We start from the raw sequence: 14258 nt of genomic DNA, 5'->3' as shown, positions 1-14258 counted from the left end.
GTGCACGAATTCTAACAGACAGCAAAAGGCCGGCTGGGCTCTTGTGAGCGCAGCCGGCCTTTTGAGGTCAGTGGTTATTGGCGGGCAGCCAGCAAACGCTTATGCCGATTGCGTCGAGCGATGTTCAGGCACTCGATCACTGCCGAGAACGCCATCGCTGCGTACACGTAACCTTTTGGCACATGGGCGCCGAAGCCTTCGGCGATCAGCGTCATGCCGATCATGATCAGGAAGCCCAGGGCCAGCATCACCACGGTCGGGTTGTCGTTGATGAACTTGGCCAGCGGTTCAGCCGCCACCAGCATTACGATCACCGAGGTCACCACGGCGATGATCATGATCGGCAAGTGCTCGGTCATGCCCACGGCGGTAATGATGCTGTCGATGGAAAACACCAGGTCCAGCAACAGGATCTGGCCGATGGCCGCCGCGAAACCGATGGTCACCGTATTGCCGACGCTGACCTTCTCCTCGGGCTCCGGGTCCATGCTGTGATGGATCTCGGTGGTAGCCTTCCACACCAGGAACAGGCCGCCGGCGATCAGGATCATGTCCTTCCACGAGAACGCCTGGCCGAACACTTCGAACACTGGCGCCGTCAGTTGCACGATGAACGCGATGGTGCTCAACAGGCCCAGGCGCAATACCAGCGCCATGCTGATGCCGATGCGTCGCGCCTTGGCCCGGTGCTGCTCAGGCAGTTTGTTGGTGAGGATCGAGATAAAGATCAGGTTATCGATGCCCAGCACGATTTCCATGACGATCAACGTCGCCAATGCCACCCAGGCGGTGGGGCTGGCGGCCAGCTGTAAAAGGTAATCCATAGGTCAGTCCTGAGGTTGTGCCGGGGAATTAGGTTTCTTGGGTGTCGGAAGCGTCTTCAGCTTCTTTTTCCTGCTTCTCAGGCTTGATCAAGCCTTGTGTCGCTTCACTCAACGCCTGCTCGGCGGCCTTGTGGGTGTCATCGATCGCTTGCTTGGCCGACTCGGTGGCCTTGCCCAACACCTGCTGGGCGCTTTTTTCGACCTGATCGCAGCCGCTGATCACCACCAATGAAAGCGCAAGCAACGATGCCGCGCCCAGGGAATTGAGTTTCATTATGTATTCCTCGTTAGAACCATTGGGTCCAAATAGTGGCCCCGCGATAGCGAGGCATTCTATGCAGGTGAACAGTTCAGAAAAATTCGTATTTTTCTCACGTATACTTCGATTTTCACGAAGTGATAGCCAGCATGCTCAATTACCGCCAATTGCATTACTTCTGGGTCGTGGCCAAGACGGGCAGCATCGTGCGCGCCTGCGAGCAACTGAACCTTACGCCCCAGACCATCAGCGGGCAGATCAGCCTGCTTGAGCAAACCTTTGGCATCGCGTTGTTTCAGCGGGTCGGCCGCCAGCTGGAGCTGACCGAAGCCGGGCGCCAGGCCCTGCCCTACGCCGAGCAGATGTTCCAGACCGGCAATGAATTGGAGGCGATGCTGCGCGCGCAGCCGAATGAGCAGCAGATCCTGTTCCGCGTCGGCGTGGCGGATGTGGTGCCCAAATCCATCGTCTACCGCCTGATTGCGCCGACCATGGAGTTGAGCGAACCGATCCGCATCACCTGCCGCGAAGACAAACTCGAACGGTTATTGGCTGACCTGGCGATCCAGCGCCTGGACCTGGTGATTTCCGACAGCCCGATGCCAACGCACCTGGACATCAAGGGCTACAGCCAGAAATTGGGCGAGTGCGGGATCAGCTTTTTCGCCACCCAGGCGTTGGCTGACGCCTACAGCGGCACCTTCCCACAGTGCTTGCAGGGGGCGCCGCTGTTGATTCCGGGTGCAGAGACGGTCGTACGCAGCCGTTTGCAGCGTTGGTTCGCCGAACAGCAGATCCAACCCAGGATCATCGGCGAGTTCGACGACAGCGCCTTGATGCAGGCCTTCGGCCAATCCGGCAGCGGGATTTTCATCGCCCCCAGCGTGATTGCCGATGAAGTGGTGCGCCAATACGGCGTGGCGTTGATTGGCCAGACCACGGCGGTCACCGAGTCGTTCTACGCGATCTCGGTCGAGCGCAAGGTCAAGCATCCCGGCATCGTCGCGATTACCGAAGGTGCCAGGCGGGAGTTGTTCACCGCCCTGCCCTGATGCCTATGTGGCGATGAAGCTTGCGCCCTCGCCACAGCAGGCCAACAGCCATGAATCAGGCATAGTTCGGCGCCGACTTGACACTCATCAGCCACAGGGCCAGCAGGATCGACACGAGGATAAACCCGGACGCAGCAAAGCCCAGGCTGCCAAGGCCCAGGGTGTCGATCACATGCCCGCCAACCAGCGCGCCCAAGCCGATGCCCAGGTTGGCCCCGGCGATGTTCAGCGAAGCGGCGAACGCCGGCGCATGGGGCGCGGCCTTCATCAAGCGCACATGGCTGACCAGGAACATTGCCGCCTGGGTCACGCCCCACACCGCCATCGCGGCCGCCAGGCCGATGGTGGAATGAATCGCCGGCACCAACGCAACCATGCCAGCGATCATGAAACCGCAGAACACCATGGACGCAATCAGCGGGTGACGATCCACCGCACGCCCGCCCAACGAGTTGCCGATCAACCCGACCGCGCCGAAGCCCATCAAGCACCAGCCCACCAGCGTGCCGTCGAACCCGGCCAGGCGTTCAAGGATGTCCGCCAGGTAGGTATAAGCGGTGAACATGCCGCAAAACACCAGGATCGACAGCAGGATATGCCCCTGCATCAGCGGGTTGCGCAGGATCTTGAACTGCGAGCGCAGCGTCACTTCGGCGTTTTTCGGTGCAGTCACCGGCAGGTAGATAAACAACAGCAGTGCCTTGGCCAACGCCACCACCGCGAGGATGGCAAACGCGCTGCGCCAGCCGAACATATCGGAAATCAGCGTGCCCACCGGGATGCCGAACACGGTGGCGCAGACAATGCCGAAGCCGATCTTCTCGATGGCACGCCCGGCGTACTCCGGGCCGACGATGTCCACTGCGGTTTCACTGGCCAGGGCCCAGAACACCGGCAAGCCCAGCGCGGGGATCAAGCGTGCCACGGCCATCACCCAGATGTTTGGCGCCAGCGCAGCCACGGTATTGGCCACCCCGAACAGGATCAGGATGCTGATAAACAGGCGCTTGCGCGGGAAACGCGCGCAGTAGGCCGTGAGAAACGGCCCGAATGCCGCCACGGTAAAAGCAAACAAGGTCACCAGCAGCCCGGCCTGGGACACGCTGACATGCAGGTCCCGGGCGATGGACGGCAGCAGGCCGACGATGACGAATTCCGTGGTCAGCACGGTAAAACCGGCGGCCGACAGCAGCAGGATGGGGAACAACATGAAAACTCCAGAAACGACGACAGCAACGACAGCCCGAAGGGCCCGCTGACAGATGGGAAAGGTGAGAGGCGAGAATCTTAACAGAGTATGTCCGGCTTTGCCGAAGCGCCGCCGGCGTGGGTGACGGAATGCCGCAGCAGCGAGGACATTTCCTACGACATGCTAGACTCCGCGGCTGCTTCCTACAGCCCTTTCTGCCTGCAATGCTGCGCCCTACTAAAAAAATCAGAGACAACTGTTTATGACTGCTGCCCCCTCCCTGCTCCAGCGCCTGACACGCGTCAGCCTGGTTACACAAATTGTCATCGGTTTGATCGCCGGCATTCTGCTCGCGCTGTTGGCGCCCCAGGCGGCCCAAGCCACCGGGTTTATCGGCAAAGTGTTTGTCACCGCGCTCAAGGCCGTGGCGCCAATCCTGGTGTTTGTGCTGGTAATGGCGTCGATCGCCAACCATAAACACGGCCAGGAAACCCATATCAAACCGATTCTGTTCCTGTACCTGCTTGGCACCTTCGCCGCCGCCGTGGTGGCGGTGATTGCCAGCATGTGGTTCCCGTCACCCCTGGTGCTGATCACCCATGACACCTCCGTCAGCGCCCCCGGCGGTATCGGCGAAGTGTTGCAAAGCCTGCTGTTGAGCGTGGTGGACAACCCGGTCAGCGCGCTGATGAACGCCAACTTTATCGGCATCCTGGCCTGGGCCATCGGCATGGGCATCGCCATTCGCCATGCTGGCCAAACCACCCGTACCGTACTGGATGACCTGTCCAACGGCGTGACGTTGATCGTGCGGGTAGTGATCCGCTTCGCGCCCCTGGGCATTTTCGGCCTGGTCGCCTCGACCCTGGCCACCTCCGGTTTCGGCGCCCTGCTCGGCTATGCGCACCTGCTGGTGGTGCTCATCGGTTGCATGCTGTTCGTGGCACTGGTGATCAACCCGGCCATCGTGTTCTGGAAACTGCGCCGCAACCCCTACCCGCTGGTGTTGATGTGCCTGCGCGAAAGCGGCATCACCGCCTTCTTCACCCGCAGTTCGGCGGCAAACATCCCGGTCAACCTGGCGTTGAGCAAGCGCCTGGGCCTGCATGAAGACACCTACTCGGTGTCGATCCCACTCGGCGCCACCATCAACATGGCTGGCGCCGCCATCACCATCACCGTGCTGACCCTGGCCGCCGTGCACACCCTGGGTATTGCCGTCGACCTGCCCACCGCCGTGCTGCTCAGCGTGGTCGCCGCGATCTGCGCCTGCGGTGCTTCGGGCGTAGCCGGTGGTTCGCTGCTGCTGATCCCGCTGGCGTGCAGCCTGTTTGGCATCCCCAGCGAGATCGCGATGCAGGTGGTTGCGGTCGGTTTCATCATCGGCGTGTTGCAGGATTCGGCGGAGACCGCGCTGAATTCGTCCACCGATGTACTGTTTACCGCTGCGGCGTGCCTGGGCAAGGAAGAACAACCGGCCTGACCTGCGCGCACAAAAAAGCCGGGGCGGTTCTTGAGTGAACCGCCCCGGCTTTTTTTTGGCCGCTTAGAACGCGCCCATGTAATCGCGCTTGCCCACTTCCACACCGTTGTGACGCAGCAGCGCGTATGCGGTGGTGACGTGGAAGAAGAACTGCGGCAGGCCGTAGGTCAGCAGGTAGGACTGGCCGCTGAAGCGCTTCTCTTTCGGCGTGCCAGGGCGGGTGATGATCTCGATGCCTTCCTTGCCGTCGATTTGCTCAGGCTTGAGGGTGTCGACGAAGGCCAGCACCTTGGCGATCAGGGCTTGCAGGTCGGCGAAAGTCACTTCGCTGTCTTCGTATTTCGGCACTTCGACCTCGGCCAGGCGTGCGGAAACGCCCTTGGCGAAGTCAACGGCGATCTGCACCTGGCGCACCAGTGGGAACATGTCCGGGAACAGACGCGCTTGCAGCAGAGCGTTCGGCTCGATGTTCTTGGCGGTGGCGTGGGCTTCGGCCTTGGTCAACACACCGCTCAGGGCGGTGAGCATTTGCTTGAAGACTGGGATGGAAGCGGCGTACAGGGAAATAGTCATGGCAGTCTCATGGGTGATGATGCGGTTTGAACAGGCGACGATTATAGACCGGCCGGTCGCTTGTCTTTTATTTTTTCCGGCTTACGCTAGGCACTTCACTGCATAGGGAAAGCGCGATGACCGCCGAGCACGACACCGACACCCCTGAGCCGCGCCTGAACAGCACGGAAATCCGCATCCTGGGCTGCCTGATCGAAAAACAGGCGACCAACCCGGAAACCTACCCCCTGACCCTCAACGCCCTGGTGCTGGCCTGCAACCAGAAGACCAGCCGCGAGCCGGTGATGAACCTCAGCCAAGGCCAGGTCGGCCAAAGCCTGCGCGCACTGGAAGGCCAGGGTTTTACCCGCCTGGTGATGGGCAGCCGCGCCGACCGCTGGGAACACCGCGTGGAAAAGGCGCTGGAACTGGTGCCGGCCCAGGTGATCCTGACCGGGCTGCTGTTTTTGCGTGGCCCGCAAACCGTCAATGAACTGCTGACCCGCAGCGGGCGCATGCACGACTTTGAAGATGCCGAGCAAGTGGTGCATCAGCTGGAACGCTTGATTGCCCGGGGGCTGGCACTGTTGGTGCCGCGTCAGGCGGGGCAGCGGGAGGATCGATACACCCATGCGCTGGGGGACCCGGCGGATATCGAGGTGATTATCGCGGCGCGAGGCAATCCGGTGGAGCGTGGGAGCACGGTTTCAGCCGATCGCATTGAAGAGCTGGAAGCACGGATTGCCGCACTGGAAGAACGCCTGACCCAGCTGGAACAGGCATAACACCCCCCTAAATGTGGGAGCGGGCTTGCTCGCGAATGCAGTGTGTCAGTCACCGGAGATGGTGGCTGAACCACCGCCTTCGCGAGCAAGCCCGCTCCCACACAAGCCCACTCCAACATTAGAGCTTCGGGGGGCCTTAGGTTCGGGCGAAGGCAACCGCCGCCTGGAACTGCTCGTCTGTAGGCCGCACCCCGGTGTACAGCACAAACTGCTCCAACGCCTGGATCGCAATCACTTCCAGCCCGGTAATCACGCGCTTGCCTTGCGCCTGTCCACGCACGATCAACGGCGTTTCGGCGGGGATCGCCACCACATCGAACACAGTGTCCGCCACATCGATTGCCTCGGCGTCAAACGCCAACGCATTCGCCTGCGCCCCGCCGGTCATGCCGATGGGTGTCACGTTGATCAGCATCTGCGGGCGCGCGTCGCCCAGGTCCGCCTGCCATTCGTACCCGAGGTTGCGTGCCAACGCCCGGCCCGCCGCTTCGTTGCGCGCCACGATCAGGCCATTGCCGTAGCCACCGTCACGCAGGGCGCTGGCCACGGCCTTGGCCATGCCGCCGCTGCCGCGCAGGGCGAAGGTCGAGTCTGTGGGTACCGCATGCTTTTTCAGCAGTTGTTCGATGGCGATGTAGTCGGTGTTGTAGGCCTTGAGATGGCCATCGGTGTTGACGATGGTGTTGAGCGAGTCGATGGCTTGAACCGAATCGTCGAGTTCATCCACTAAGGCAATGGCGGCCTCCTTGAACGGCATCGACACCCCGCAACCGCGAATGCCCAGCGCCCGGATACCACCGATCGCGCCGGGCAAATCCCGGCTGCTGAAGGCTTTATAGTAGAAGTTCAGACCCAGCTGTTCGTACAGGTGGTTATGAAAACGCAGGCCAAAATTCCCGGGACGCGCCGACAGCGACATACACAGTTGGGTGTCCTTGTTGGGGTGCATTTGCATGGAAAACTCCTCTGAGTAAGCAAATCGGTACAGACCTTACACAACCTTTACCTAGCGGCCGTGCTGTTTTCTTGAAATACGTTGTCTTAAAAGCATCCCCGCGACAATCCTTGAGTCTATTGATTGCAGACCACAAGCGCAGGGGCTAACCGAGGAATGACCATGATTCGTACAATCCCCAAGATCGCCTTGCTGGTTGGCGCACTCGCGATGGCAGGCCAAGCCTCCGCCCACGGTGGTGGTGGATGGGGTGGCCCGGCCGTATTGGGTGCTTTAGTCGGCGCCGCCGTCGTAGGCTCCGTGGTTGCCAGCCAGCCGCGTGAAGTCTATGTGCAGCAGCAACCGGTGTACGTCCAGCCACAGCCGGTGTATGCAGCTCCGCCGCCGGTCTACTACGCACCGCCACCGCCGGTGTACGTGCAACAACAGGTCTACTACCGCCCGGCGCCGGTCTATTACGGCCCTCCGCGTGGCTACTACGGCCCTCCGCACGGCTACTACGGTCGCGGCTGGTAAGCGCCAATTGTCTGAAACAGGCCTCGCCCACCCTGCGAGGCCTTTTTTTTGCATGGAAAGTCTGGATTCATCGCGCCAAGGTCGCTGTGAGGACAATGGTCGAGGCGCAATCGCACATCATCAACACCATTGTCTACTTGCTCGAACGGGGCTCGCGCTGTCATGTTTGTGTCACGACACACTCTCACTATCGAGCCTGTCCACCCAATAACAACAAGGACGACTGACCATGCCCACACAAAACCCGCACCATACCGCTGGCCTCTGTACGTCCAGCAAGGTCTATAGCGCGCTTACCGAACTCAAGCACCTGGAAGGCCACCGCAGCGCCAAATTCCTTGCGTTGCTCGCAGAAAGCCTGGTGCGCAAGGGCTTGCTCAGCGAGCAGGAAGTGGTGGTGATGCTCGATCAAGTGGTGGACTGACGCGTCCCGTCAATGTCCACTATCGAGACAGGTGATTTTTCCCCGATCCCTGCGCCGCGTAAGGTGACGTCCATAGCGATTGGAGGTTCTTATGCCCACTGTTCAAATCATGTCCGTCATCGGCAGCGCCGTCCCCGCCCCTCTGCGTGAGCTGGGGTTGCTGGCCTGCTGGTATCTGGTGCGCGATGGCGAGCCTATCAGCGGCCCGCTCACTTCATTGTCCGCCGCCGAAACGCAGCTGCAACATGCGTCAAACTTCAAGCTGCACGCCTGAGCCTCATGGCAACGGCAACTTGACCCGCGGCTTGCTCTCCACGAACAGCGCCCAGCTGGACATGAACAACGCCGCCACCAGCGGCCCGATCACGAACCCGTTCAGGCCGAACACCGACAGGCCGCCGAGGGTCGAGATCAGGATCAGGTAGTCCGGCATCTTGGTGTCCTTGCCCACCAGAATCGGGCGCAGCACGTTGTCCACCAGCCCAATGACAAACACACCGAACAACCCCAGCACCACGCCCTGCCAGATCGAACCGCTCAACAGGAAGTAGGCGGCCACCGGCCCCCACACTATCCCCGCGCCCACCGCTGGCAACAGCGACAGAAACGCCATCAACACCGCCCACAGCAAAGCACTGGGAATGTCCAGGAACCAGAAGATCAACCCGCCCAGCGCACCTTGGGTCACGGCCACCAACACGTTGCCCTTGACCGTGGCACGCACCACCCGATTGAACTTGAGCTGCAACCGACGCTTCTGCGGCTCGGCCAACGGCACCGCCGTGCGCACTTTGCGCACCAGATCAGGGCCGTCGCGCAACAGGAAAAACAACAGATACAGCATGATGAAAAAGCTCACCAGGAAATCAAACGTGCCCTGGCCAAAGCTGAACGCCTGGGTCGCAAAAAACTGACTGCCCTGCATCGCGCTCTTGACGATCTTCTCGCGCAGCCCTTCCAGGTTGCCCATGCCGAAGCGGTCCAGCAGGTGCTGGAAGTACGGCGGCAGGAAGTTCTTGAACTGCTCGATATACCCGGCCACGTCCAGCTTGCCGCTTTCGATGTTTTTATAGAGCGTCGCCCCCTCTTGCACCAGCAAGGCACTGGTGATGATCACCGGCAAGATCGCGATCACCAGGCACACCGTCAAGGTACTCAGGGACGTCAGATTGCGGTTCCAGCCAAAGCGCTGCTGCAGGCGGCGCTGCATCGGCGCAAAGATGATGCCGAGGATCACTGCCCAGAACACCGCGCCGTAGAACGGCAGCAAGATCCAGATAAACGCGATGGTCACGAGGCCCAGCAGTAGCAGCAAGGTCTTGAATTGCAGGTTGGTTTGATTCATGTCCGGTCCATGTCAGAAAAACAGAGGACCTGTGTAGGCCCCTGCTGCTTAGTCCACGCCCAGTGCCACGAGTGCCCTCTTTGTTGCAAGGCTAGACCCAGATCAATAAACCACAGACCGACTTGCTCTACCCTGCCGCACTTTTTTGACTCAAGTGCTCACCATGCCCCCTGTTATCGCCCCCGAATTGCTCGCCCCTGCCGGCACCCTGAAGAACATGCGCTACGCCTTCGCCTACGGGGCCGATGCGGTCTACGCCGGCCAGCCGCGCTACAGCCTGCGGGTGCGCAACAACGAGTTCGACCATGCCAACCTGGCCCTCGGCATCGACGAAGCCCATGCGCTGGGCAAGCGCTTCTACGTGGTGGTCAACATCGCACCGCACAACGCCAAGCTCAAGACCTTCCTCAAGGACTTGGCCCCCGTGATCGCCATGGGCCCGGACGCGCTGATCATGTCCGACCCCGGACTGATCATGCTGGTACGCCGACATTTCCCACAAATGCCGATCCACCTGTCGGTGCAGGCCAATACGGTGAACTGGGCCAGCGTGGAGTTCTGGCAACAACAAGGGATCTGCCGGGTGATCCTGTCGCGGGAATTGTCCCTGGAAGAGATCGGCGAAATCCGCCAACAGGTGCCAGCCATGGAACTGGAAGTGTTTGTGCACGGGGCGTTGTGCATGGCCTATTCCGGGCGCTGCCTGCTCTCAGGCTATATGAACAAGCGCGACGCCAACCAAGGCACCTGCACCAATGCCTGCCGCTGGAAATACCAGGCCACGCCGGCGGTGGAAAACGCCACGGGGGACATCGTCCAGCAATTCCAGCCGACCCTGGGGATCGGCGCACCGACCGACCAAGTGTTCCTGCTCCAGGAAGCCAACCGTCCCGACGAGCAGATGCCCGCCTTTGAAGACGAACACGGCACCTACATCATGAACGCCAAGGACCTGCGCGCTGTGCAGCACGTGGAGCGCCTGACCCACATGGGCGTGCACTCGCTGAAAATCGAAGGCCGCACCAAGTCCCACTTCTACTGCGCACGCACCACCCAGGTGTACCGCCGGGCGATAGACGACGCGGTGGCCGGGCGTGAATTTGACCGCAACCTGATGACCGACCTGGAGTCCCTGGCGCAGCGCGGCTACACCGAAGGCTTCCTGCGTCGGCATGTGCACGACGAATACCAGAATTACCAGAACGGCAGTTCAGTTTCGGAGCGCCAGCAGTTTGTCGGGGAATTCACCGGCGAGCGTCGGGGCGAACTGGCCGAGGTGAAGGTAAAGAACCGTTTTGCCGTAGGCAATCATTTGGAATTGATGACGCCTGCGGGCAATTTCCACTTCGACCTGGAGATGATGCACAACGCCAAAGGCGAAGCCGTCGAGGTGGCGCCGGGGGACGGGCACACGGTGTATGTGCCGGTCCCGGCGCAGATGGATCTGCGTTTTGGTCTGTTGATGCGCGATGTCTGAACACGCCTAGGCTGTGTGCTTGTCGGGCTCAGATCCGGAACTGCCCGACCAACTGCCCCAAGCGCTGGCCCAGGTCCGCCAGGCTGCGCGAGGTCTGGGCGCCCAGTTGGGTCTCGTCGGCAACGCTGTCCACCGCCACGGCGATCTGATGCACGCTGCGGTTGATCTCTTCGGCTACGGCCGTCTGTTCTTCAGCGGCGCTGGCGATCTGCGCGTTCATCGAATTGATGGTACCGATCAACTGCGCCATGGTGTCCAGGGACGCGCCGGCCTGGTTGGCCTGTGCCGAGGTGCCGTCGCCGGCATCGCTGGAGCGGCGCATCGCATCCACGGCGGCTTCCGTGCCCTTTTGCAGGCGGTCGATCATGCCCTGGATTTCCTGGGTGCTGGTCTGGGTGCGGCTGGCCAGGGCGCGTACTTCGTCGGCGACCACCGCAAAACCACGCCCGGCCTCCCCCGCCCGTGCGGCTTCAATCGCGGCGTTGAGTGCCAGCAGGTTGGTCTGTTCGGCGATAGAGCGGATCACGCCAAGCACGCTGACAATCGATGACACGTCCTGTTGCAGGCTGTCGAGGGACACGCCACTGCTGCGAATATCGCTGACCAGCGCGTGGATCTGCGCGATGCTGCCGTCCACCACGCGCTTGGCAGCCTGGCCTTCGGCGTCAGTCTGTTGCGCGGCGACGGCAGCGCCCTGGGCACTGCGCGCCACTTCATGGGCGGCCGACGACATCTGATTGATCGCCGTCGCCACCTGATCGGTTTCGTGGCGTTGGCGCTCCATGGCCTGCTCGGAACGCTGGGCCTGGTCGGAAACCTGGCTGACCAGCCCGGTGAGCTGCGCCGTCATTTCAGTGATCTGGCGCACCAGGCCATGGATCTTGTCGACAAAACGGTTGAACGCCCCGGCCAGATCGCCCAATTCGTCCTGGCTGGTGATGGCCAGGCGGCGGGTCAAATCGCCTTCGCCGGCGGCGATGTCATCGAGGTTGGCTTTCATCAGGTGCAACGGCCGCAGGATGGTATTGGCCACCACCAGGCCCACGGCGGCAATGACCAGCAGCACCACCACCGCCACGCCGAGGATGCTCAACAACACGCCTTCCATGCGCGTCTTCACCTTGGCTTCGACCACCGCCACCTGGGCTTCGATGCCGTCCAGGTTCACCGATGTACCGATGACCATGTCCCATTTGGGCAGGTATTCGGTGTAGCCCATTTTGGGCACCAGTTCGGTTTGCCCCGGCTGGGTCGAGCTGTATTGCAGGTAATGGGTGCCGTCCTTGCCGACCTTGACCAGGTCACGGTTGACGTACACGCCGTTGGGGTCGCGGTTGTCCTTGAAGCTCTTGCCCACGCCGTCGGGGCTGTTGCCCTTGAACAGGCGGATGGTCTCGGAGTCGTAGCCGAAGAAGTAGCCGTCCTTGCCATAGCTGGTGTTGGACAACAGCTTGACCACCTCGGCGCGTGCGCCGGTATCACCGGGGGCGGCTGCGTCGTAGAGCGGCTTGATGGTGGTCATGGCCACTTCGACATAGCTTTGCAGGGTGGCCTTGGCGTCGTTGAGCAGGCGCTGGCGGGTTTCATCCACCTCGTTGCGCGCCTGGCCCTGGAGAATCCACACGGTGGTCAGGCTGATGACCACGGCAAACAGCAACACCGGCACGACAGCCAGGGACAAGACTTTGGCCTTCAGGCTCAGACGCATGGTTTTTCTCTCTTATTAGGGGCGACTTGAGAGGTTAACGGCTGCGCAGGAAATAACTGTAGTGAGCGGGCTTGCCCGCGCTGGGGGGGCGAAGCCGCCCTAAATCCAGCCACCGCGGTCCTCCTGAAACACCGAGGCGGACTGGTTGGGGCGGCTTCGCAGCCCGGCGCGAGCAAGCTCGCTCACTACAATCAGCGGTGTCAGAGGGTCATTGCGGCCAACCAGCCGAAGGCCAGCAGCGGAATGTTGTAGTGCAGGAAGGTCGGCACCACCGTGTCCCAGATGTGGTGGTGTTGGCCGTCGATGTTCAGGCCGGAGGTCGGGCCCAGAGTTGAGTCCGACGCGGGCGAACCGGCATCGCCCAGCGCGCCAGCGGTGCCGACGATGCAGACGATGGCCATCGGGCTGAAGCCCAACTGCACACACAACGGCACAAAAATCGCCGCCAGGATCGGCACCGTGGAGAACGACGAACCGATGCCCATGGTCACCAACAACCCCACCAACAGCATCAACAACGCACCCACGCCACGACTATGGCCGATGAACGCCGCCGAGGCTTGCACCAACGAGCGCACATCGCCGGTGGCCTTGAGCACTTCGGCAAAGCCCGAGGCGGCGATCATGATGAAGCCGATCATCGCCATCATCTTCATGCCTTCGGTGAACAGGTCGTCGGTGTCGCTCCAGCGCACGATGCCCGACACCGAAAAGATCAGGAAACCCGCCAGCGCGCCGATGATCATCGAGTCCAGCCACAGCTGGATGATGAACGCCGAGGCGATCGCCAGGCCGGCCACCAGCAGGGTCAGCGGGTTGTACTGCACCGCCACTTGTTCGACCCGTTCGATTTTCTCCAGGTCGTACACGCGCTTTTTGCGATAACTGACAAACACCGCCACCAGCAGGCCTACAACCATGCCCAGTGCAGGCAGGCCCATGGCGTGGGTGACGTTGACCTGGCTGATGTCCACGCCGCTCTTGGCCACGTTGGCCAGCAGGATCTGGTTGAGGAAGATGTTGCCAAAACCCACCGGCAGAAACATGTACGGCGTGATCAGGCCGAACGTCATCACACAGGCGATCAGGCGGCGGTCCAGTTGCAGCTTGGTCAGCACGTACAGCAGCGGCGGCACCAGCAACGGGATAAACGCGATGTGAATCGGCAGGATGTTCTGCGAAGCAATTGCCACCACCCACAGCAGGCCGATCAGCAGCCATTTGACGTGGCTGCCGCCGCTGGCTTCCTGGCGGTCCACCAGCATCAGCGCCTTGTCGGCCAAGGCGTGGGCCAACCCGGATTTGGCAATGGCCACGGCGAACGCGCCGAGCAAGGCGTAGGACAACGCCACGGTGGCGCCGCCGCCCAACCCGCCATTGAAGGCCTTGAGCGTGGCGTCGATGCCCAACCCGCCGGTGAGACCACCGACCAGCGCGCCGACGATGATGGCGATGACCACATGCACGCGGGACAGGCTGAGCACCAGCATGGTGCCGACCGCGGCAATGACTGCGTTAATCATGGATACCTCAAGCAGAAACATAAAAAACAGGCATGCCCGCGCCAAGACAGGCCAAGGGTGGCTGCCAGCGTGCAGGCTTGAAGGAGGTCTTATTAGAGGGCGCGCACTTTGCCGCAGGTGGGGCTGCATGTCAAAAAACCAGCTTTGTAGCGAGCGAATTTACTCG

General features: G+C 61.5%; 15 protein-coding genes and 1 pseudogene. 7 read left to right on the top strand and 9 right to left on the bottom strand.

Annotation, left to right across the window (positions count from 1 at the left end; genetic code table 11):
- Positions 1–74: 74 nt before the first annotated feature.
- Together AC3ISR_RS10200 and AC3ISR_RS10195 are read right to left on the bottom strand one after the other, a co-directional pair.
- Positions 75–824, bottom strand: a complete 750-nt coding sequence (locus AC3ISR_RS10200; protein ID WP_192300342.1) for a TerC family protein — start codon at positions 822–824, stop codon at positions 75–77.
- 28 nt (positions 825–852) lie between these two features.
- Complete coding sequence (locus tag AC3ISR_RS10195) at positions 853–1098, bottom strand: hypothetical protein (RefSeq protein ID WP_192300341.1); 246 nt, start codon at positions 1096–1098, stop codon at positions 853–855.
- 134 nt (positions 1099–1232) lie between these two features.
- Here AC3ISR_RS10195 and nhaR point away from each other — a divergent pair, with 134 nt between their 5' ends.
- Positions 1233–2135, top strand: coding sequence for a transcriptional activator NhaR (gene nhaR, locus AC3ISR_RS10190; protein ID WP_192300340.1), 903 nt, complete (start codon positions 1233–1235; stop codon positions 2133–2135).
- Between the two features lie 55 nt (positions 2136–2190).
- On the opposite strand, the gene AC3ISR_RS10185 is transcribed toward nhaR, so the two are convergent.
- A complete protein-coding gene (locus AC3ISR_RS10185; RefSeq protein WP_463984870.1) occupies positions 2191–3345 on the bottom strand; it encodes an MFS transporter in 1155 nt (384 codons plus the stop codon).
- Between the two features lie 241 nt (positions 3346–3586).
- Here AC3ISR_RS10185 and sstT point away from each other — a divergent pair, with 241 nt between their 5' ends.
- Complete coding sequence (gene sstT, locus AC3ISR_RS10180; RefSeq protein ID WP_192300338.1) at positions 3587–4807, top strand: serine/threonine transporter SstT; 1221 nt, start codon at positions 3587–3589, stop codon at positions 4805–4807.
- 63 nt (positions 4808–4870) lie between these two features.
- Here sstT and AC3ISR_RS10175 read toward each other — a convergent pair whose 3' ends face one another.
- Positions 4871–5380 (bottom strand): DUF1993 domain-containing protein, encoded by a 510-nt coding sequence (locus AC3ISR_RS10175; protein ID WP_192300337.1) that lies wholly within the window; start codon positions 5378–5380, stop codon positions 4871–4873.
- A gap of 116 nt (positions 5381–5496) precedes the next feature.
- On the opposite strand from AC3ISR_RS10175, the gene AC3ISR_RS10170 reads away from it, so the two are divergent.
- On the top strand, positions 5497–6144 hold the full coding sequence (locus tag AC3ISR_RS10170; RefSeq protein WP_489324729.1) for a YceH family protein: 648 nt from the start codon (positions 5497–5499) through the stop codon (positions 6142–6144).
- A 136-nt stretch (positions 6145–6280) separates the two neighbouring features.
- On the opposite strand, the gene AC3ISR_RS10165 is transcribed toward AC3ISR_RS10170, so the two are convergent.
- Positions 6281–7099, bottom strand: a complete 819-nt coding sequence (locus AC3ISR_RS10165) for a shikimate 5-dehydrogenase (protein WP_192300335.1) — start codon at positions 7097–7099, stop codon at positions 6281–6283.
- A gap of 156 nt (positions 7100–7255) precedes the next feature.
- On the opposite strand from AC3ISR_RS10165, the gene AC3ISR_RS10160 reads away from it, so the two are divergent.
- The 3 genes from AC3ISR_RS10160 (at position 7256) to AC3ISR_RS10150 (ending at position 8313) form a co-directional block, all read left to right on the top strand.
- Positions 7256–7615: a hypothetical protein gene (locus AC3ISR_RS10160; protein WP_122490077.1), complete on the top strand. Its 360-nt coding sequence runs from the start codon at positions 7256–7258 to the stop codon at positions 7613–7615.
- 229 nt (positions 7616–7844) lie between these two features.
- Complete coding sequence (locus AC3ISR_RS10155; RefSeq protein WP_192300334.1) at positions 7845–8039, top strand: hypothetical protein; 195 nt, start codon at positions 7845–7847, stop codon at positions 8037–8039.
- Positions 8040–8130: 91 nt separating this feature from the next.
- Positions 8131–8313, top strand: coding sequence for a hypothetical protein (locus AC3ISR_RS10150; RefSeq protein ID WP_192300333.1), 183 nt, complete (start codon positions 8131–8133; stop codon positions 8311–8313).
- A gap of 3 nt (positions 8314–8316) precedes the next feature.
- Here the strand turns inward: AC3ISR_RS10150 and AC3ISR_RS10145 are convergent, their stop codons facing one another.
- Complete coding sequence (locus AC3ISR_RS10145) at positions 8317–9384, bottom strand: AI-2E family transporter (RefSeq protein ID WP_192300332.1); 1068 nt, start codon at positions 9382–9384, stop codon at positions 8317–8319.
- 163 nt (positions 9385–9547) lie between these two features.
- Here AC3ISR_RS10145 and trhP point away from each other — a divergent pair, with 163 nt between their 5' ends.
- Positions 9548–10861: a prephenate-dependent tRNA uridine(34) hydroxylase TrhP gene (gene trhP / locus AC3ISR_RS10140; protein ID WP_192300331.1), complete on the top strand. Its 1314-nt coding sequence runs from the start codon at positions 9548–9550 to the stop codon at positions 10859–10861.
- Between the two features lie 28 nt (positions 10862–10889).
- Here trhP and AC3ISR_RS10135 read toward each other — a convergent pair whose 3' ends face one another.
- The 3 genes and pseudogenes from AC3ISR_RS10135 to AC3ISR_RS10125 form a co-directional block, all read right to left on the bottom strand.
- A complete protein-coding gene (locus AC3ISR_RS10135; protein WP_412547884.1) occupies positions 10890–11645 on the bottom strand; it encodes a methyl-accepting chemotaxis protein in 756 nt (251 codons plus the stop codon).
- 102 nt (positions 11646–11747) lie between these two features.
- Positions 11748–12569 (bottom strand): annotated as a pseudogene (locus AC3ISR_RS10130) (cache domain-containing protein); the annotation flags it as partial.
- Positions 12570–12769: 200 nt separating this feature from the next.
- Positions 12770–14089 carry a Na+/H+ antiporter family protein gene (locus tag AC3ISR_RS10125; RefSeq protein WP_192300425.1) on the bottom strand — a complete coding sequence of 440 codons (1320 nt, stop codon included), beginning with the start codon at positions 14087–14089 and terminating at the stop codon, positions 12770–12772.
- Between the last annotated feature and the right edge of the window lie 169 nt (positions 14090–14258).

The sequence above is a fragment of the Pseudomonas sp. GL_117 genome (genome assembly GCF_057835125.1).
The sequence above is the reverse complement of the archived record's forward strand: the minus strand, read 5'-3'. Positions and strand labels throughout refer to the sequence as shown.